At 57.1% G+C, this 18224-nt stretch carries 14 protein-coding genes and 6 tRNA genes; 9 read left to right on the forward strand and 11 right to left on the reverse strand.

Features of this window, described 5'->3' with window-relative positions:
- Window positions 1-9 precede the first annotated feature (9 nt).
- The 4 genes from lepB to ACGHP1_RS03400 form a co-directional block, all read right to left on the reverse strand.
- Complete coding sequence (lepB, locus tag ACGHP1_RS03385; protein WP_005945336.1) at window positions 10-600, reverse strand: signal peptidase I; 591 nt, start codon at window positions 598-600, stop codon at window positions 10-12.
- A complete protein-coding gene (locus ACGHP1_RS03390) occupies window positions 597-1139 on the reverse strand; it encodes a hypothetical protein (protein ID WP_005945339.1) in 543 nt (180 codons plus the stop codon). Before ACGHP1_RS03390 ends, lepB begins: the two co-directional genes overlap by 4 nt.
- 326 nt (window positions 1140-1465) lie before the next feature.
- Entirely contained in the window at window positions 1466-1687 is a 222-nt protein-coding gene (locus ACGHP1_RS03395; RefSeq protein ID WP_223388047.1) for a hypothetical protein, read from the reverse strand.
- A 48-nt stretch (window positions 1688-1735) separates the two neighbouring features.
- Entirely contained in the window at window positions 1736-2194 is a 459-nt protein-coding gene (locus tag ACGHP1_RS03400; protein ID WP_243139283.1) for an InlB B-repeat-containing protein, read from the reverse strand.
- Between the two features lie 313 nt (window positions 2195-2507).
- On the opposite strand from ACGHP1_RS03400, the gene ACGHP1_RS03405 reads away from it, so the two are divergent.
- A tRNA-Gln gene (locus ACGHP1_RS03405) sits at window positions 2508-2581 on the forward strand.
- Between the two features lie 78 nt (window positions 2582-2659).
- Here ACGHP1_RS03405 and ACGHP1_RS03410 read toward each other — a convergent pair.
- Complete coding sequence (locus ACGHP1_RS03410) at window positions 2660-4000, reverse strand: D-alanyl-D-alanine carboxypeptidase family protein (RefSeq protein WP_097773890.1); 1341 nt, start codon at window positions 3998-4000, stop codon at window positions 2660-2662.
- Between the two features lie 175 nt (window positions 4001-4175).
- Between ACGHP1_RS03410 and ACGHP1_RS03415 the strand changes: the two genes are divergently transcribed.
- Complete coding sequence (locus ACGHP1_RS03415) at window positions 4176-4868, forward strand: metallophosphoesterase (protein WP_097773889.1); 693 nt, start codon at window positions 4176-4178, stop codon at window positions 4866-4868.
- Between the two features lie 70 nt (window positions 4869-4938).
- On the opposite strand, the gene recG is transcribed toward ACGHP1_RS03415, so the two are convergent.
- Window positions 4939-6999 carry an ATP-dependent DNA helicase RecG gene (recG, locus tag ACGHP1_RS03420; protein WP_005945362.1) on the reverse strand — a complete coding sequence of 687 codons (2061 nt, stop codon included), beginning with the start codon at window positions 6997-6999 and terminating at the stop codon, window positions 4939-4941.
- A 150-nt stretch (window positions 7000-7149) separates the two neighbouring features.
- Between recG and ACGHP1_RS03425 the strand changes: the two genes are divergently transcribed.
- Window positions 7150-7632 (forward strand): GNAT family N-acetyltransferase, encoded by a 483-nt coding sequence (locus tag ACGHP1_RS03425; RefSeq protein WP_390507732.1) that lies wholly within the window; start codon window positions 7150-7152, stop codon window positions 7630-7632.
- A gap of 381 nt (window positions 7633-8013) precedes the next feature.
- On the opposite strand, the gene ACGHP1_RS03430 is transcribed toward ACGHP1_RS03425, so the two are convergent.
- From ACGHP1_RS03430 to ACGHP1_RS03450, 5 genes are all read right to left on the reverse strand, one after another.
- Window positions 8014-8088: transfer RNA gene (locus tag ACGHP1_RS03430), tRNA-Cys, on the reverse strand.
- Window positions 8089-8116: 28 nt separating this feature from the next.
- Window positions 8117-8192: transfer RNA gene (locus tag ACGHP1_RS03435), tRNA-Gly, on the reverse strand.
- An 86-nt stretch (window positions 8193-8278) separates the two neighbouring features.
- Window positions 8279-8355: transfer RNA gene (locus ACGHP1_RS03440), tRNA-Asp, on the reverse strand.
- A gap of 29 nt (window positions 8356-8384) precedes the next feature.
- Window positions 8385-8460, reverse strand: a tRNA-Gly gene (locus ACGHP1_RS03445).
- A gap of 30 nt (window positions 8461-8490) precedes the next feature.
- A tRNA-Phe gene (locus ACGHP1_RS03450) sits at window positions 8491-8566 on the reverse strand.
- Between the two features lie 355 nt (window positions 8567-8921).
- On the opposite strand from ACGHP1_RS03450, the gene ACGHP1_RS03455 reads away from it, so the two are divergent.
- From ACGHP1_RS03455 to rimP, 6 genes are all read left to right on the forward strand, one after another.
- A complete protein-coding gene (locus ACGHP1_RS03455) occupies window positions 8922-10913 on the forward strand; it encodes a type IIA DNA topoisomerase subunit B (protein ID WP_120020158.1) in 1992 nt (663 codons plus the stop codon).
- Between the two features lie 292 nt (window positions 10914-11205).
- Complete coding sequence (locus ACGHP1_RS03460) at window positions 11206-13455, forward strand: DNA gyrase subunit A (protein ID WP_390507736.1); 2250 nt, start codon at window positions 11206-11208, stop codon at window positions 13453-13455.
- 287 nt (window positions 13456-13742) lie between these two features.
- Complete coding sequence (rlmH, locus tag ACGHP1_RS03465; protein ID WP_044954166.1) at window positions 13743-14228, forward strand: 23S rRNA (pseudouridine(1915)-N(3))-methyltransferase RlmH; 486 nt, start codon at window positions 13743-13745, stop codon at window positions 14226-14228.
- 182 nt (window positions 14229-14410) lie between these two features.
- A complete protein-coding gene (locus tag ACGHP1_RS03470; protein WP_097773884.1) occupies window positions 14411-15832 on the forward strand; it encodes a glycine--tRNA ligase in 1422 nt (473 codons plus the stop codon).
- A gap of 507 nt (window positions 15833-16339) precedes the next feature.
- On the forward strand, window positions 16340-17581 hold the full coding sequence (locus tag ACGHP1_RS03475) for an aminopeptidase (RefSeq protein ID WP_005945394.1): 1242 nt from the start codon (window positions 16340-16342) through the stop codon (window positions 17579-17581).
- A 137-nt stretch (window positions 17582-17718) separates the two neighbouring features.
- The gene (gene rimP, locus ACGHP1_RS03480; RefSeq protein WP_005945397.1) at window positions 17719-18204 is read left to right on the forward strand and encodes a ribosome maturation factor RimP; all 486 of its coding nucleotides are present in this window, start codon (window positions 17719-17721) and stop codon (window positions 18202-18204) included.
- Window positions 18205-18224: the final 20 nt, after the last annotated feature.

Genomic DNA, 18224 nt, shown 5'->3' on the forward strand with positions numbered 1-18224 from the left:
TAAACCTCCTTAGTGGATCAACGAGAAGTTGGACAAGGGCCATACCCGCAAAAAAACCTTGCCTACGATCTGACTTTTTTCCACACAGCCGATCACACTGCTGCGGCTGTCAATGGAGGTGGCCCGATGGTCACCCAGTACGAAATACCGGTTTTCCGGCACCTGATAGGGAAATTTGATGTCGCATTCGCCCAGAGCCAGTTCATCTACATATGGCTCATCCAGCGTCTGGCCGTTCACAGTGACCACACCGTCCTCGTCCAGTTCGATCACATCACCGGGCAGGCCGATGATGCGCTTGAGCAGAAGCTTGTTCTGCCAGTAAAATCCGCAAAGGTCGCCGGTCTTCATGTCACTGCCCTTGACCAGCAGAATGATGTCCCGGTCCTGCAGAGTGGGGTTCATGCTGTCGCCGGAGACCTGCAGCACCGGCAGAAACAGGGTGGCCAGCAGCACGGCAACGGCCGCGACCACCAGCAGCGTGTAGACCGTGCTGCGAAGCACCCGCATATAACGGCTGCGGTAGGCCAGACGTTCGCGCTCTGCTTCCACCTCTGCTGTGGATGGAATGGGCGTGAACCTGATCTTTTGCTCTTTCATTTGGCACGCTCCTCCGGCAGGAATTCCGTGCTGTGATAGCCGTCCAGCAGTTCGCTGGCCCGGCGGTCAAAAGCGGCCCGGCGCTGCTGGATCTCCTGCTGCGTCCGGGCAAGCATTGCCTTGCAGTCCGCTTCGGTCTGGGCGCGCTTGCGTGCGGCGGCTTCCGTTTCCGCGTCGCACTGCTGCTGGGTACGGGCCTTCAGGTTCGCAGCCTCGGTCTGTGCCTGTGCAAGGATCTGCTGGGCTTCGGCTTCCGCCTGAGCGCGCAGAGCGCTGGCAGCGGCATCGGTGTTTTTGTTTGCTGCGAGCACCGATGCAACGTATTCATCAGCCGCAGCCTGCGCCGCTTCAAACACCTTGTTCAGCTCCAGTGCAGCCTGCGCAATGGAACCTGCGTTTTCAATATGGATCTGCCGTTCCTGCAGCTGGGCAGACAGGGCAGCGTTTTCTGCCCGGAGCCGGTCCTCGCTCTGCTTGAGCGCCAGAATGATCTCGACTAATTCGGTGCGGCGCATGTGCCGCAGTTCACGGTCTGGCATAATGATCGATTTCTCCCGCAAAAAGTGGTCGGATTGGGCGAACGAAAACTTTCGACAAATACGAAAATTTTAGCACCACAAAACCACATTTGATATATCAGTTTTCGGCGTGAAAGCGCCAGTTTGATGAATGACCTTCCACCTTATATGTTAGCACAGTATGCGTAACAAAAGCGTAACAAGAATGCCTTTTCCGTGCATTTTTTTGCCAAAGCCAAAGAAAAATTGTTTCTTTTGATGTAAACGATTAAAATGCGTTAAAAACAAAAAGAACTGTCCCCACAACGGAGACAGTTCTTGAAAAACAGATGAAAATAGAAGCCGGATCAGAAGCTCTTCAGCAGATCGCCCAGAGTCAGGAAGGACTGGTAGATCACGTTGACATTGTTGATGATGGAGCTTGCACCGGAGAAGATGCGGGCAATGGCGTTGAACACCTTACCGACATTCAGGAAGCTGTTGTAAGCGTCGCGGGCACCACCGTCCAGATAGACCATTTCCTCTTCGCTGATGGAGGCATAGTTTGCGGGCAGTTTCATAGTAGACATGGAGATTTTCCTTTCTATTGATAAAATTGATACAGTGTGTGGAAAGACTTAAATAAAGGCAGCCACGGCCAGCGTGGTGATCAGAGCACCGGCTACCGTCAGAACGCTCAAAATCGGGCCGTCATCGTATTCCTGCGCGGTCTGTTCCGGCTGAGCGGGCGTGGATGTGCTGGTGGAAGTGGTGGCATTTTTCACGGTCCAGTGTGCGTACACAGTGGTATCACCGGTAAACACCGTAGAGGTGCTGATTTTTGTGCCGCCCACCGGCTCGGTATACCAGCCGTCAAAGGTGTAGCCTTCCAGCGCAGGCTGCGCGGGCAGGGCACTGAGTTTGCCGCTCAGATTGGTGGTGACTGCCACAGCGGAGCTGCTGCCGCCCATGGCATCCAAACCAATGGTGTAGACCTGCGAATCCTTGTCTTCTGCGGCAAAGGCAGAGGGCAGTGCACAGCAGAGCAGTGCAGCGCTGAGCAGACCGAGGACCAGTATTTTCAAGATCTTTTTCATATGACTCCTCGCTTTCCTGACGAATTGGGATGTGGTGCCTGCCGGGAACGGAAACACCAGAACAGACCTCGATGTCCCCGCCATGAGGCAGTAGACGAAAAAGCCGGGAAGAGGAGGTTTATTCAATCCTATATTTACCACATATAGTGTAACAAAAGCGCAACAAAATGGGCGTATTCTGTTGTTATGATGAAAAAATTGGTTTTTCACAAATTGCAGGCTGCAAAAGGCGGCACAGAGCCGCCGCAAAAGCGGAAAAGTGGAACCTTCCCCTTGTGGAAAAACAAAGAATATGGTATAATATCTTGCACGATGCGCCATCGCCAAGCGGTAAGGCAGGGGACTTTGACTCCCCCATCGTAGGTTCGACTCCTGCTGGCGCAACCAAAAGCCCCGTCATCCTGAAAAGGCTGACGGGGCTTTTTGCATCACTTTTCCACAAAATGCGGCTGAACGGTGCAAAGCTCAGCGGCGGCGGATCTTTCTGGTGGGCTTGCGACGGTTCCAGTTGTTCAAAAGGACCCACGCAAAGTAGATGATGATGGAAATAATACTCAATGTTATTACAACTTTGAGGTACAGACTGCCTAAGAACTCCTGAAAACGCGCCACAGTGAACAGCAGCGGGTTGCGGCTGACATCCTGCCCGGCGATCAGGTCCACCACGCCAATGGTCTCACCGGCAAGCTTCAGCTCCACGGTACCCACCACATCGCCCTGCTGGACAGGGGCACACACGGAATCCGGCAGGTGGAAATATTTCTGGGTCACGCTGCCGTCGCCGGTGGAAGGCAGCAGGGTCATCATGCTGTCGGCGGGATACAGCTGCAGGGAGCTGGTATCGGAGGAATACTTCACCGGGATCTCGGCCAGCGTAAGGTCGGTGTCCAGCGCGGCCTGAATGGAAAAGCTGTCGAACACCCAGTCCATCAGCTTCACGGTCTCGCACAGGGCCGGGCGACGGTTGGCGTAGCCGAAATCGTCGCAGGTGTCCGGGCTTTGCATCACGCAGAAAATATAGGTGGCACCATCCTTATTGGCCCATGAAACATAGCTCTGATTGCCACTGTCGCTTTTGAATGCGGTCACATCGCACATGCCGCCCTGCATGGCGCTGCGGTAGTATTTGCCGCCGCTGGATTTGCTCAGCGCGGCGTTCTGGCTGACCAGAACAGACGAAGAACGGTGTTTTTCTTTGGCGGGCATGGTAAAGCTGGGCGCACCGGAAACCTCCACAAAGGCATCAAAGCTCATCAGATAGCGCAGGATCAGGTACATATCCACGGCACAGGTCACGTTGCCGCTGTCGATGCCGCAGGCATCCGTCCATGTGCTGCCGGTGGTGCCGATGCGCTGGGACAGGGTGTTCATCTGGCTCACCCAGCCCGCGAGGTCGCCGCCGGAAAGGGCATAGGCAAGGCCCATGGCGGCTTCGTTGGCGTTGCGGGTCAGCATGGCGTACATGGCTTCGCGGTAGGTAAAGGTCTCGTTGGAGCGCATATCGGCGTTGTTGGTGTTATAAACGTAATCCGAGATGGCAAAGGGCATCTGGAAGGTGTCGTCCAGATGGTCGGCATAGTTGGTCAGCAGCAGGGCAATGGTCATGTACTTTGTCAGACCACCGGCGGATACCTGCTTTGTGCTGTCCTTATCATAGACGATGATATTGGTATCGGTGTTGACGATATAGGCACTCTGTGCCTGCACCTGATAGACCGGGGTGGGGTCGAACATAGCCCCGGCGGGCAGCACAAGGCAGCTGAACAGGACAGCGAACGACAAAACCAGCGCAAAAATACGTTTCATGTGGACAATTCCTTTAAAAAGCGATAATATAAAACAACAGGCAGCACGGCACAAGCGCCGTGCGCCGGGTAAGAACGAGATCACAGCGGAAGGCTGTATTCTTTATAATAACAGGTTTGGCGGGGTGTGACAAGGCTTATTGTGCCGATTTCACATCCGGTCAGGGAGGACAGGAATGGTATATCTGACAGGGGACACCCACGGCGACATCGACCGCTTCAAGCACGGCAAGCTGCGCTGGCTGGGCAAACGGGATACCGTGGTGGTACTGGGCGACTTTGGCTTTGTGTGGGACGGCAGCAAGGAGGAACAGAAAAAGCTGGATTGGCTGCGCAAGCGCCCGTATACCCTGCTGTTTCTGGACGGCAGCCACGAAAACTACGACCTTTTGAAGCAGTATCCCACCGAGGAACGCTTTGGCGGCAAGGTGCAGGCACTGGGCGGCAATGTGTACCATGTGTGCCGCGGCAGTGTGCTGGAATTGGAGAACAAAAAATACCTGTGCTTTGGCGGTGCGGAAAGCCAGGATGTGGAGGATCGGGAACCCGGCGTGAACTGGTGGAGGGAAGAAATGCCTTCGGAGGAGGAATACGCCTTTTGTGAGGAGAACCTTGCAGCGTGCGATTACAAAGTGGATTATGTGCTGACCCACGATGCGCCAAGCAGATTTTTGGATTTTACCGCCCTTGCCAGCGGCGAGACCAACCAGCTGCACAGCTTTCTGGATAAAATTTTGTTGAAGCTGACCTACGACAAGTGGTTTTTTGGCTGCTACCATAAGGATACCCAGCTTTCCACCAAAAGCCGCTGCGTGTTCTGCGATGTGATAAGCATGGGCGAACGGCACGCAAAGCGTTCCGTTCGATAACAGGGGCCGCTGCACCAGCCGTGCAGCGGCTTTTGCATTTGCTGTTGCTTGTGCGCAAAAAATCTCCGGATCAGTTCATGGCTCCGGCTTTCTCGAACATCTGCTGCACCTGCTGTTCCAGCAGTGCGTGCTCCGGCGCTTCCAGCAGCGGGTCGTCGGCCAGCATGGCAACGGCTTCCGCCTGCGCAGCGTGCAGGGTGCGGGTGTCGTTCATCAGGTCGGCGATCTGCAGGGTGGGCAGGCCGTGCTGGCGGCTGCCGAAAAAGTCGCCGGGGCCGCGGGTCTCCAGATCGTACTGCGCCACCGCAAAGCCGTCCGTGGTGCTGCACAAAAATTTCAGCCGCTTTTGTACGTTTTCGCTTTGGTTGTCGCTGACAAGGAAGCACCAGCTCTCCGCTGCACCGCGTCCCACGCGGCCGCGCAGCTGATGCAGGGCGCTCAGACCGTAGCGCTCTGCGTTTTCGATCACCATTACGCTGGCATTGGGCACATCCACACCCACCTCAATGACGGTGGTGGACACCAGTGCGTCCAGCCGTCCGGCTTTGAAGTCCTCCATCACGGCAGCTTTCTCCTTGGGTTTGAGCTTGCCGTGCATCAGGCCTACCCGGCGCTCCGGCAGCAGGGCTTTGGCAATGTCCTCGTAGTAGCTCTTAACGGCGTTCAGCCCGCCATCCGGTGTGTCCTCGATGGCGGGGCAGACCAGATACACCTGCCGCCCTCTGCCAATCTCCTGATCGAGAAAATGGTAGAGGTCGCGCCGCTTTTTGCCGGTGATGCAGCGGGTTTTGACCGGGGTGCGGCCCGGCGGCAGCTCGTCCAGAATGGAGATGTCCAAATCGCCGTAGATGAGCAGGCCCAGCGTGCGGGGAATGGGCGTTGCGCTCATCACCAGCAGGTGCGGATTCGCGGCCTTTTCGGCCAGCATTCCGCGCTGCCGTACCCCAAAGCGGTGCTGCTCGTCGATCACAGCAAGACCCAGCCGGGCAAACTCCACGCCTTCACTGAGGATGGCGTGGGTGCCCACCACAAGGTCGGCTTCGTCGTTCCGGATGGCGGCAAGGGTGGTGCGGCGTGCAGCGGCCTTCATGCCGCCGGTCAGCAGGGCCACCCGCATCCCGAAGGGGGCAAGCATCCGGTTCAGGCCTTCGGCGTGCTGGGTGGCCAGAATTTCTGTCGGGGCCAGCAGCGCGGCCTGATACCCCGCCCGGATGCACGCCCAGATGGCGGCAGCCGCCACCAGCGTTTTGCCGCTGCCCACATCGCCCTGCAAAAGGCGGTTCATGGAAGTCTCGCCCGCCATGTCGGCCAGAATCTCGCTCACGGCCCGGCGCTGGGCTCCGGTGGGGGAAAAGGGCAGGCTGGCCCAGAACAGGGACGGGTCGGCAAGCTGCATGGGCGCACCGGTGGCAGCGGCACCCCGGTTTTTCATCCGGCCAATGCCCAGCTGCAAAACCAGAAGTTCTTCATAGATCAGCCGCCGCCGGGCGGCATAGGCTTGCTCTTCGGTGGCAGGGCAGTGGATGGCCCGCACGGCATCTGCCTTGGAGAGCAGACGGTATTTTGCCAGCATTTCCGGCGGAAGAGGGTCGGGCAGAAGCTCTGCATGGGGCAGCAGCTGCCGCACGCACTTGGCGATGGCATTGCTGGTCAGGCCCTCGGTCTGGGGGTAGACCGCTTCAAAGGGAGAAGCCTTGATCTGCTCGGCGGTGCGCACCTGCGGGTTGACCATCTGGCGGCGCAGCATCCCGCCGGTAACGATGCCTTGAAAATAGTATTCCTGCCCCAGCTGCAGCTTCTGGGCGGCATACGGATTATTGAACCATGTGATCTCCAGACTGGACACATCGTCCCCGGCAGTGATGCGCTCCATCCGCCGCCCGCCCGGCAGGATACGCCCGCCGGGTTTGGCGAACACCTCGGCCCTGACGACGCACTCCACATCGGTGGGCGCTTCGGCGATGGAATAGGGTTTGGTGAAGTCGATATATCTGCGCGGGTAGTGGCACAGCAGGTCGGCCAGCGTCACGATGCCCAGCTTCTCGAACCGCTCAGCGGTCTTGGGGCCAACGCCCTTCAGGTAGCGCACCGGCGTATCCGGGGTGAGGGTGGTATGGTTTTCGGCGGGCATGGTGTGTCAGCTCCTTTCCTGGATGCAATATAGCCATTGTAACACGGAGCGGCAGCGGATGCAAATGGCCCAAAAAGGAAAAACCGGCAGGACCTTTGCCTTTGGGCAGGAACTGTGGTACACTCGGAAGAAAAAGAGGAGAGAATATTTATGGAGATCCGTAAGGGGACCTTAAAGGACTTGGAGGCCATTGCAGCGGTGGAGGCGGCCTGCTTCCCGGCGGCAGAGGCGGCTACGGCAGAGGAGTTTGCCGGGCGGCTGCAGCAGTACGGCGATCATTTTTGGCTGCTGTGGGAGGGGGAAAGGCTGCTGGCCTTTGTGGACGGCTTTTGCACCGACTGGCCGGACCTGACCGATGAGATGTACGCCGACGCCTCCCTCCACCGGGAGAATGGTGCCTGGCAGATGATCTTTGGGGTAAACACCATCCCGGCCTGCCGCAGACAGGGGTACGCCGGGCAGCTGCTGCAGCAGGCCATTGCCGACGCCCGGGACCAAGGCCGGAAGGGGCTGGTACTGACCTGCAAGGAGGCCCTGGTGCACTACTATGCAAAGTTCGGCTTTGTGAACGAGGGCGTTTCCGGCTCCACCCACGGGGGCGTGGTGTGGTACCAGATGCGGCTGAAGTTCTGAGGGGGACGATCTGGAATGGCCTACGCCTTGCTCCGGCCGTATTCAGCGGAAGAATAATTTTTAAGAGAGCAATGCCGGAGCTTCCGCGGACGCTCCGGCATTGCATTTTCACTGGAGGGGGCGTAAAGGTAGACGGCATTTGCAGTGCCGCTTTCTGCGAAAGTGCGGCACTGCGGCAGACTTTTCGGCTTAACTGCAAAGTGACCGGTTTCGCCAGAGGCTCTCCCTTTGAGGAAAGACTTCCCCCGCTCCGGGGGAAGATGTCACCGCAGGTGACAAAAGGGGGAGTCTGTCACCGTAGGTGACGGAGAGGGCGAGGAGGCTGATAGGGAACAACGCAAAACAAAAAAATCCCGGAAGCTTCAGCTTCCGGGAATCTTTTGGAGGTGACGACCAGATTTGAACTGGTGGATGAGGGTTTTGCAGACCCTTGCCTTACCACTTGGCCACGTCACCATATTTAGGAGTGAATTTCCACTCCTGTTGGAGCGGCCGACGAGGCTCGAACTCGCTACCTCCACCTTGGCAAGGTGGCGCTCTACCAGATGAGCTACGGCCGCATATTCGGTGCATTTTACCTTGCACCCATCATTTCTGATGCCCTGAAAACAAGTTTCAAAGTAGGTGAAAGCTTGCGCTTTCTTGGTGGCGACCCGGATCGGGCTCGAACCGACGACCCCCAGCGTGACAGGCTGGTGCTCTAACCAACTGAGCTACCGGGCCATATTGGAGCAACTGTTGCTGCTCCGTTATGGAGCGGCCGACGAGGCTCGAACTCGCTACCTCCACCTTGGCAAGGTGGCGCTCTACCAGATGAGCTACGGCCGCATATTGGAAACCCTGCTGGGTTTCCTTGACTGGTGCCTCCGATCGGAATCGAACCAATGACACGGGGATTTTCAGTCCCCTGCTCTACCGACTGAGCTACAGAGGCGCACCGGACGATGATTATTATACCTGAAATTTCGATTTTGTAAAGGGGTAAATCCAAATTTTTTTCAGAAAATTGAAACTTTCTTGATTTTGGTCGCTCCAGCGCGTAAAATAAGAATGACTTTTTTCAACCTGCTTTCGGCACATCCGGCACAGGACGTGCTGTGTGCGGGCGCGCCAAACAGAAATTGACAAATTCAACAACCTATGGTTTAATGAAAATGAAATAATTCAGGCGCTTTTGCCCTTTTTCTCTGTGTATACCTATATTATAGTAAGAAAAGGGCAGAGGCGTTTTATGATTTGACTACAGACGGCCTGCTTTTTGCAAGAAAAGCCGGGCCGGGAGGAGCAGCATGGCAAAAAAACAGGAATATGGCAACGAGAGCATTACTTCTTTGAAGGGTGCCGACCGTGTGCGTAAGCGCCCGGCCGTTATCTTTGGCTCAGACGGCGTGGAGGGCTGCGCCCACTCCATCTTTGAGATCGTCTCCAACTCCATCGACGAAGCCCGCGACGGCCACGGCGATACCATCAACGTGACCCGCTGTAAGGATGGCAGCGTTATCGTTGAGGACTTTGGCCGCGGTATGCCCGTGGACTGGAACAACGGCGAGGGACGCTACAATTGGGAGCTGTTGTTCTGCGAGATGTATGCAGGCGGCAAGTATGGCGAGGGCGAGGATAACTACGAGTTCAGCCTTGGCTTGAACGGTCTGGGCCTGTGCGCTACCCAGTATGCTTCTGCATGGATGACCGCCGATATCTACCGTGACGGATACCACTATCACCTTGATTTTAAAAAGGGCGAGAATGTGGGCGGCCTGCAGAAGGAAGCCTACAAGGGCCGCCGCACCGGCAGCATCATTCACTGGAAGCCGGACGACGAGGTGTTCACCGACATCGATGTGCCCGGCAGCTACTATAAGGATACCCTGCGCCGTCAAGCGGTGGTCAACGCAGGCCTGACCCTGAACTTTACCGATGAAAAAGAGAAGGACCCTGCCACGGGCAAGGCGTGGTACGAGAGCTGGTGCTATGAGCACGGCATCGCGGACTATGTGGCCGAGGTGGCAGGGGAGGATACCCTGACCCCGGTGTTCAGCTGCGAGAGTGAAGCATCCGGCCGAGACCGCGAGGACCAGCCGGATTACAAGGTGCGCATGAGCGCGGCGTTCTGCTTCTCCAATAAGGTGCAGATGCTGGAATATTACCACAACTCTTCCTGGTTGGAGCACGGCGGCAGCCCGGAGCACGCGGTGCGCACCGCCTTTGTCTATCAGATCAACAAGTACCTGAAGGAAAAGAACCTCTATAAAAAAGGTGAGAGCGCCATCAGCTTTCAGGATGTGCAGGACTGCTTGGTGTATGTCTCGTCCAGTTTTTCCACCCGCACCAGCTACGAGAACCAGACCAAAAAGGCCATCACCAACAAATTCGTCTCGCAGGCTATGACCGACTTCCTCAAGCATTATCTGGAAGTGTATTTTCTGGAAAAGCCGGACGAGGCCCAGAAGATCTGCCAGCAGGTGCTGGTGAACAAGCAGAGCCGTGAGCATGCGGAAAAAACGCGCCAGAGCATCAAAAAAACCCTGTCCACCCAGATCGACCTTGCCAACCGGGTGCAGAAATTCGTGGACTGCCGCACCAAGGATGCATCCCGCCGCGAGCTGTATATCGTGGAGGGCGATTCCGCTATGGGTGCGGTCAAGTCCAGCCGCGACAGTGAATATCAGGCCATCATGCCCATCCGCGGCAAAATTTTGAACTGCCTGAAGGCCGACTATGCCCGCATCTTTAAATCGGATGTCATCGTGGATCTCATCAAGGTGATGGGCTGCGGCGTGGAACTGGGCGGCAAACACAACAAGGAGCTGGCCACCTTCAATCTCGATAATCTGCGGTTCAATAAAATCGTCATTTGTACCGATGCCGATGTGGACGGCTACCAGATCCGCACGCTGGTGCTCACCATGCTCTACCGCCTGACCCCGACCCTAATCGAGAAGGGCTATGTGTATATCGCAGAGTCGCCGTTGTATGAAATTACAACGAAAGATCGCACTTATTTTGCCTACACCGAGCCGGAAAAGACAGCGTTTCTGGAAGAGATCGGCGAGAAAAAATACACCATCCAGCGCTCGAAAGGTCTGGGTGAGAACGACCCCGAGATGATGTGGCTGACCACCATGAACCCCGAGAGCCGCCGCCTGATCAAAGTGATGCCCACCGATGTGGTGCAGACCGCGCAGGTGTTTGATATCCTGCTGGGCGACAATCTGGCAGGCCGCAAGGAGCATATCGCGCAGCACGGCGCAGAATATCTGGACGATCTGGATGTGAGCTGATGATTTTAAATTGCCTCCGCTTGCGCTCTGGCAATGACAGAGGTAACGTTATTTTAATTTGGTGATTTGTCGCAGCCTGCGGGCTGCTCCAAATCACGTTTTCACGAAGAAGGCCCCAACGGGTCACGGCATTTTAAGGGAAAAATGCAGAAAACCGGAACGGCTCCATCTGTGAAAGAGCAGCTCAGGATGGCCCGCAGGCCATCCTGAACTGCAAAAATAAAAAATATTTTCCGCTGAATATGGGCAGAGCGAGAGCGGCGCCCATTTAAAATCGTCAAGAGGTTAGAAGATGCCTAGAAAATCGACCAAGAAAACACTCAAGCCGGTGCGCCCGCAGCTGGGCGACGGCGTTGAAATTTTAAATGCCGGCAGTGTGCTGGAGGACCCCATCACCCGCACGCTGGAAACCAACTATATGCCCTACGCCATGAGCGTCATCGTCAGCCGCGCGCTGCCAGAGATCGACGGCTTCAAACCGGCGCACCGCAAGCTGCTGTACACCATGTACGAGATGGGCCTGCTCAAGGGCGCACGCACCAAGTCTGCCAACATCGTGGGCAGCACCATGCACCTGAACCCCCACGGCGATGCCGCCATCTACGACACCATGGTGCGCATGGGCCGCGGCAACGAGAGCCTGCTGGTGCCCTTTGTGGACAGCAAGGGCAACTTCGGCAAGGCCTACAGCCGGGATATGTCCTGCGCTGCTGCCCGTTACACGGAGGCGAAGCTCGAGGGTGTGTGCGAGGAGCTGTTCCGGGATATCGACAAGGAGACCGTAGACTTTGTGCCCAACTACGACAGCACCACCACCGAGCCTACCCTGCTGCCGGTCACCTTCCCCACCATTCTGGCCAACAACACGCTGGGCATCGCGGTGGGCATGGCATGCAACATCTGCTCGTTCAATCTGGCAGAGCTGTGCGCCACCACCGTGGCCCTGATGAAGGACGAGCACCACGACATCTCCACCACCATGCCTGCCCCGGACTTCGTGGGCGGCGGTCAGATTTTGTACGATGAAGCGCAGATGCGTGAAATTTACGAGAACGGCCGCGGCAGCGTGAAGGTACGCGCCCGCTACAGTGTGGTGCCGGGCGAGAACATGATCGAGGTCACCCAGATCCCGCCAACCACCACGGTGGAGGCCATCATGGACAAGATCGCGGAGCTGGTCAAGGCCGGCAAGGTCAAGGAGATCAGCGACATGCGTGACGAGACCGACCTGAACGGTCTGAAGCTGACACTGGACCTCAAGCGCGGCGTGGATGCCGACAAGCTGATGGCAAAGCTGTTTAAGGCTACCCCTCTGGAAGACAGCTTCAGCGCTAACTTCAATATTCTGGTGTCCGGCCAGCCCCGCGTGATGGGCGTGCGCGAAATTCTCAAGGAGTGGACGGCCTTCCGCGTGGAGTGCGTGCGCCGCCGCACCTACTACGACCTGCACGGCAAGGAAAAGCGCCTGCACCTGCTCAAGGGTCTTGCTGCCATCCTGCTGGACATTGACAAGGCAATCAAAATTATCCGCACCACCGAGGAAGAGACCGAAGTGGTGCCCAACCTGATGATCGGTTTTGGCATCGATGAAGTGCAGGCCGACTATGTGGCCGAGATCAAGCTGCGTCATTTGAACCGGGAATATATCCTCAAGCGCACCAGCGAGATCGAACAGCTGGAGAAGGACATTGCCGACCTGAACGATATCCTTGCAAAGCCCGCCCGCATCCGCCGCATCATCATCAATGAGCTGAACGATGTTGCCAAGAAGTACGGTCAGCCCCGCCGCAGCGAGATCCTGTACGATCTGCCTGAGGATGAGAACGGCTCCGAGGAGGAAGAAGCGCCGGATTACCCCGTGACGGTGTTCTTTACCCGCGAGGGCTACTTCAAAAAGATCCCGCCGCAGGGTCTGCGCACCGCCGGTGCCCACAAGCTGAAAGAAGGCGACGAGATCGTGCAGCAGATCGAGACCCGCAACAACGTGGAGGCGCTGTTCTTTACCGACAAGCAGCAGGTGTACAAGGTGCGTCTGGCAGAGCTGGAGGACGGCAAGGTGGCCCAGATGGGCATTTTCATCCCGGGCCGTCTGGGCATGGACGAGGGCGAGAACGTGCTCTCCATGGTGATCACCAGCGACTACAGCGGCTATATGCTGTTCTTCTTTGCCAGCGGCAGGTGCGCGAAAATTCCGCTCAGCTCCTATGCCACCAAGCAGAACCGCCGTAAGCTGCTCAAGGCCTACTGCGACAAGGAACCGCTGGCAAAGCTCTTCTTCCTGCCGGAGGAAACGGAGCTTGCCATCCGCACCAGCGCCAGCCGGATGCTGCTGGTTGGCACGGCGCAGATCGCGGCCAAGGCCACCCGCGACAGTCAGGGCGTGGCAGTGGTTACTTTGAAAAAGAACCAGACCATCGCTTCGGTGGTGCCTGCGGACACGCTGGAGCTGGCGAACCCCCACCGCTACCGTGTGCGCAGTCTGCCCGCTACCGGTGCGCTGCTCCGCGCCGAGGACGAGGGCGAGCAGATGAGCCTGCTGTAAAACGTTTTTTATTGCGAAATGGCTCCGCTTCGCTCTGCCATTCTCAGCGGAAGTTGATTTTAAGGATTGCAAATTGGAAAAATCTGCGGATTTTTCCAATTTGCCTTTTCACAAGAAAGGCTGCAACGGCAAACGGCATCTTGCTGCTGTCGGCTTGCAGCCGTCGCGCAGCGGAAAAATGCATTTTCCGGCAGCGACCCCACCCGTGAAAATGGAAATTCCGCTGTTATTGTCAGAGCGAAGCGGAGACAATTTTAAATCGTTTCTATATAAAAGAGGAAACTGCAATGCAAAACATCGACCTGATCTGTGTGGGCAAGCTGAATGCAAAATATTTCGCCGAGGGCGTGGCAGAGTACCAGAAGCGCCTTGCCGCCTTCGCATCCTTCCGCATCATCGAGCTGCCGGAGGAAAAGATCGAGGAGAAGAACGCCTCGGATGCCGTGGTAAAAAAGGCACTGGACAAGGAGGGCAAGGCCATCCTGTCCAATGTACGCAAGGGTGCTGCCATCGTGGCCATGTGCATCGAGGGCAGGCAGATCTCCTCCGACGAGCTGGCGCAGTTCCTTGCCGACCGCGCAAACAGTGGGGCAGGAGACGTGGCCTTTGTGATCGGCTCGTCCCACGGCCTGTCCGATGAGGTGAAAAAGGCCGCTGCACTCAAGTTCAGCATGGGACGCATCACCATGCCCCACCAGCTGGCCCGCCTTGTGCTCACGGAACAGATTTACCGTGCCTGCACCATCAATGCAGGAATGAAATACCATAAATAAGTGCAAAAACCGGTCTGTTCCCCAAAGCAGGCCGGTTTTCGGCTTTACAAGCGGAGCAAAACATGGTACAGTAAAGATACTGTGCTTTCCCTTTGAAAAGCACGCCCGGCAGTGGGGAAAGCTGCCGGAACGATACAACAACGACACGGCAAACCAGCCGCGGACGGAAAGGATGTACTACAATGGAACAGAGCGAAAAGACCCTTGATATGATCGTCAATCTCTGCAAGAACCGTGGTTATGTGTTCCCCGGTTCCGAGATCTACGGCGGTCTGGCCAACAGCTGGGACTACGGCCCGCTGGGCGTCGAGTTCAAGAACAATGTCAAAAAGGCATGGCTGAAGAAATTCGTGCAGGAGAGCCCCTATAATGTGGGTCTGGATGCGGCCATCATTATGAACCCCCAGACCTGGGTGACCACCGGCCATGTGTCCAGCTTCTCGGACCCCCTGCTGGACTGCCGCGCCTGCAAGGCACGCCACCGCGCCGACAAGCTGATCGGTGAGGAGCACCCCGAGGTGAATGTGGATGCCATGAGCTTTGACGAGATGGATGCCTTCATCGCAGAGCATGAGGACATCGTCTGCCCCGTCTGCGGCAAGCATGACTTCACCCCCATCCGCAAGTTCAACCTGATGTTCAAGACTGCCATCGGCGTTACTGAGGATAGCTCTTCCACCTGCTATCTGCGTCCCGAGACCGCACAGGGCATCTTTGTCAACTTTGCCAACATCCAGCGCACCACCCGACGCAAGCTGCCCTTCGGCGTGTGCCAGGTGGGCAAGGCTTTCCGCAACGAGATCACCCCGGGCAACTTCACCTTCCGCACCCGTGAGTTCGAGCAGATGGAGTGCGAGTTCTTCTGCAAGCCCGGCACCGATCTGGAATGGTTCGCTTACTGGAAGGACTATTGCGAGAACTGGCTGCTGAGCCTTGGCATCAAGAAGGAGCACCTGCGTCTGCGTGACCACGAGCCTGCAGAGCTGGCCTTCTACAGCCGCGCTACCACCGATATCGAGTACGCCTTCCCGTTCACTGACTGGGGTGAGCTGTGGGGCATCGCGGATCGTACCAACTACGACCTGACCCGCCATCAGGAAGCTTCCGGCAAGAGCCTGGAGTACTTCGACAGCGAGACCAACGAGCACTACATCCCCTACGTCATTGAGCCGTCTCTGGGCTGTGACCGTGTGGCTCTGGCTTTCCTGTGCGAAGCATACGACGAGGAGCACCTGACCGACAGCAAGGGCAAGGAGGATATCCGCACCGTGCTGCATCTGCATCCGGCTCTGGCTCCCTACAAGTGCGCCGTGCTGCCCTTGAGCAAGAAGCTGGGCGAGAAGGCTATGGAGATCCGCAACGAGCTGAGCAAGTACTTCATGGTGGATTACGACGATACCGGTTCCATCGGCAAGCGTTACCGCCGCGAGGACGAGATCGGCACCCCGTACTGCATCACTGTGGACTTTGATACCGTGGGTGACGAGGCCAAGGGCATTGCCGCCGACAACTGCGTCACCGTCCGCGACCGCGATACTATGGAGCAGGTGCGTATGCCCATCTCCGAGCTGAAAGCTTATATCGAGAGCAAGATTGAGTTCTGAGAAAATTTCGCTTTCAGGCGATAAAACAGCCCCGCCGTTGCAATTTCGGCGGGGCTGTGCTATAATACAAATAAAGAAAGTGCTGTCTGGCAAACGGTCAGTACCTTTCCGGCGCGATAATCAAAAGATGACCGCTCAGGTTTGGACGCTGAGGGCGGTCATTTTTTGTTGTTGAAGATCTTCCACGCGATATCGAAAATGCCAAAGCTCACGGTTGCAAGCAATGTGAGCAGAGCCAGAGTTTCTAAAAGCGTCATGAAGCATCACCCCCCCCTTCGCTGCAAAGCGTCGGGGGTACGACAAAAATGTTCGCCTTCCCGACGCAGGGCCGAAAAGGCATAGACCGCCTGCCGTATGTAGACAGCACTCTCAAAAGACAGTATAACAGACGTTTCCTGCTTTTTCAACAGCGGGAGGCGTCTGTTTTCTTTTTACTGGACAGAACGCCTTGTACCGGGTATACTGAAAAACAGAAAACGTGATTTTTACACCGCAGGAGGTTCTACCGTGGAAAACTTTGACGAACTGCTGAAAAAATATGCCGATTTCATCGTCCGGGTGGGGGTGAACCCGCAGCCGGGCCAGACCCTCATCATCAACTGCCCGCTGGAGGGCGCGCCGCTTGCGCGGCTGTGCGTGCGCAGTGCCTACGAAGCCGGTGCCCGGGATGTGCAGGTGAACTGGAGCGATGACGCTGTGGCCCGCGCTCGCATGGAGCTGGGCAGCGAGGAGGCTCTGACCGACCTCAAGCCATGGCAGCTGCGCCGCTATCTTGACTATGCCGAAAGCGAGGGCGGCGTGTGTGTGCTGCATCTCATTGCGGACGACCCGGAGCTGTATGCGGGCATTGACGGCAATAAGATCAGCCGGGTGAATGCCGCCCGCCGCGCCTTTATGGAGGAGTGGCAGGAGTACACCATGAACGACCGGGTGCAGTGGTCCATTGCGGCCCTGCCCAGTGTGCCGTGGGCAAAGAAGGTCTTCCCGGAGCTGGACGCGGATGCCGCCATGGAAGCGCTGTGGAAGCTGATCTTTGACGTGTGCCGGGTCACCGGTGGCGACCCGGTGAACGAGTGGCAGGCCCATATGGAGCGGCTCAGCACTCTGCGGGATAAAATGAACGCGCTGGACTTGGAAAGCGTGCATTTTGAGAGCAGCAATGGCACGGACCTGACCGTGGGTCTTGCGGATCAGGCTGTGTGGGAAAGCGCCGCCAGCAAGAGCGAAAAGGGCGTGGTGTTCCTGCCCAACATCCCCACGGAGGAAGTGTTCACTGCGCCCCACAAGGACAGGGTAGAGGGCGTTGTCTACGGCACAAAGCCCTATGTGTTCAACGGCCAGCTCATCAAGGACTTCCGTGTCACCTTTGAGAAGGGCCGGGTTGTGGACTACCACGCCGAGCAGGGACAGGTGCTGCTGGGCCGTCTGCTGGACGGCGACGAAGGCTCCCGCAGCATTGGCGAAGTGGCACTGGTGCCGGCAAGCAGCCCCATCAATCGCAGCGGCAAGCTGTTCTACAGCACGTTGTTTGACGAAAATGCCGCCTGCCACATCGCTTTTGGTGCCAGCTACCCCGGCACCACGAAGGGCGGCACGGCGCTGACGAAGGAAGAGCTGCTGGCCCGCGGCATGAACCAGTCCCGCCTGCATGAGGATGTGATGATCGGTGCAGAGGACAGCCATATCACCGGCAAATGCCGCGATGGCCGCACCGTGGAGCTGTTCCGGGACGGCGTGTGGGTGCTGTAAAAGACCCTGCGGCGAAAAAAATCTGCGAAAATGCTTGCATAATCGCGGGATGTATGGTATATTCTAGTAGTACGATATAGTTTAACCTGAAACGTGGGCCGCAAGGTCCGCGTTTCTTGTTTGTTTGGAGGTTTTTTATGGCGAAGCAGTCTGGCGGCAACACCGCCCAGAGAGTCGAAGCGCTTGTCCGCCCCACCGTGGAGGGCATGGGCCTGCGCCTGTGGGATGTGGTTTTTGAAAAGGAAGGTCCAGACTGGTATCTTCGCGTGCTCATCGACAAAGACGGCACCATGGATACCGACACCTGCGCGGATGTTTCCCATGCGCTGGACCCCATCCTTGACGAGGCAGACCCCATCGACCAGAGCTATTATCTGGAAGTGGGCAGCCCCGGCCTTGGCCGTAAGCTGACCCGCCCGGAGCACTATGAAGCCCTCAAGGGCCAGAAGATCCGGGTAAAGCTCATCCGCCCAAATGCAGACGGTGTGCGTGAGTTTTCCGGTATCCTGACAGGCCGCGAGGGCAGCACCGTTACGGTGAACACCGATGCGGGCGCTGTCACCTTTGAGGTGAACGCCGCATCCAGCGTGAACCTGTGCGACGATGAAGACCTGTTTGACTAACATAGATAGAGAGTAAATTA

It is taken from the genome of Faecalibacterium sp. i21-0019-B1 (assembly GCF_042852915.1).
GTDB classification, from domain to species: domain Bacteria; phylum Bacillota; class Clostridia; order Oscillospirales; family Ruminococcaceae; genus Faecalibacterium; species Faecalibacterium taiwanense.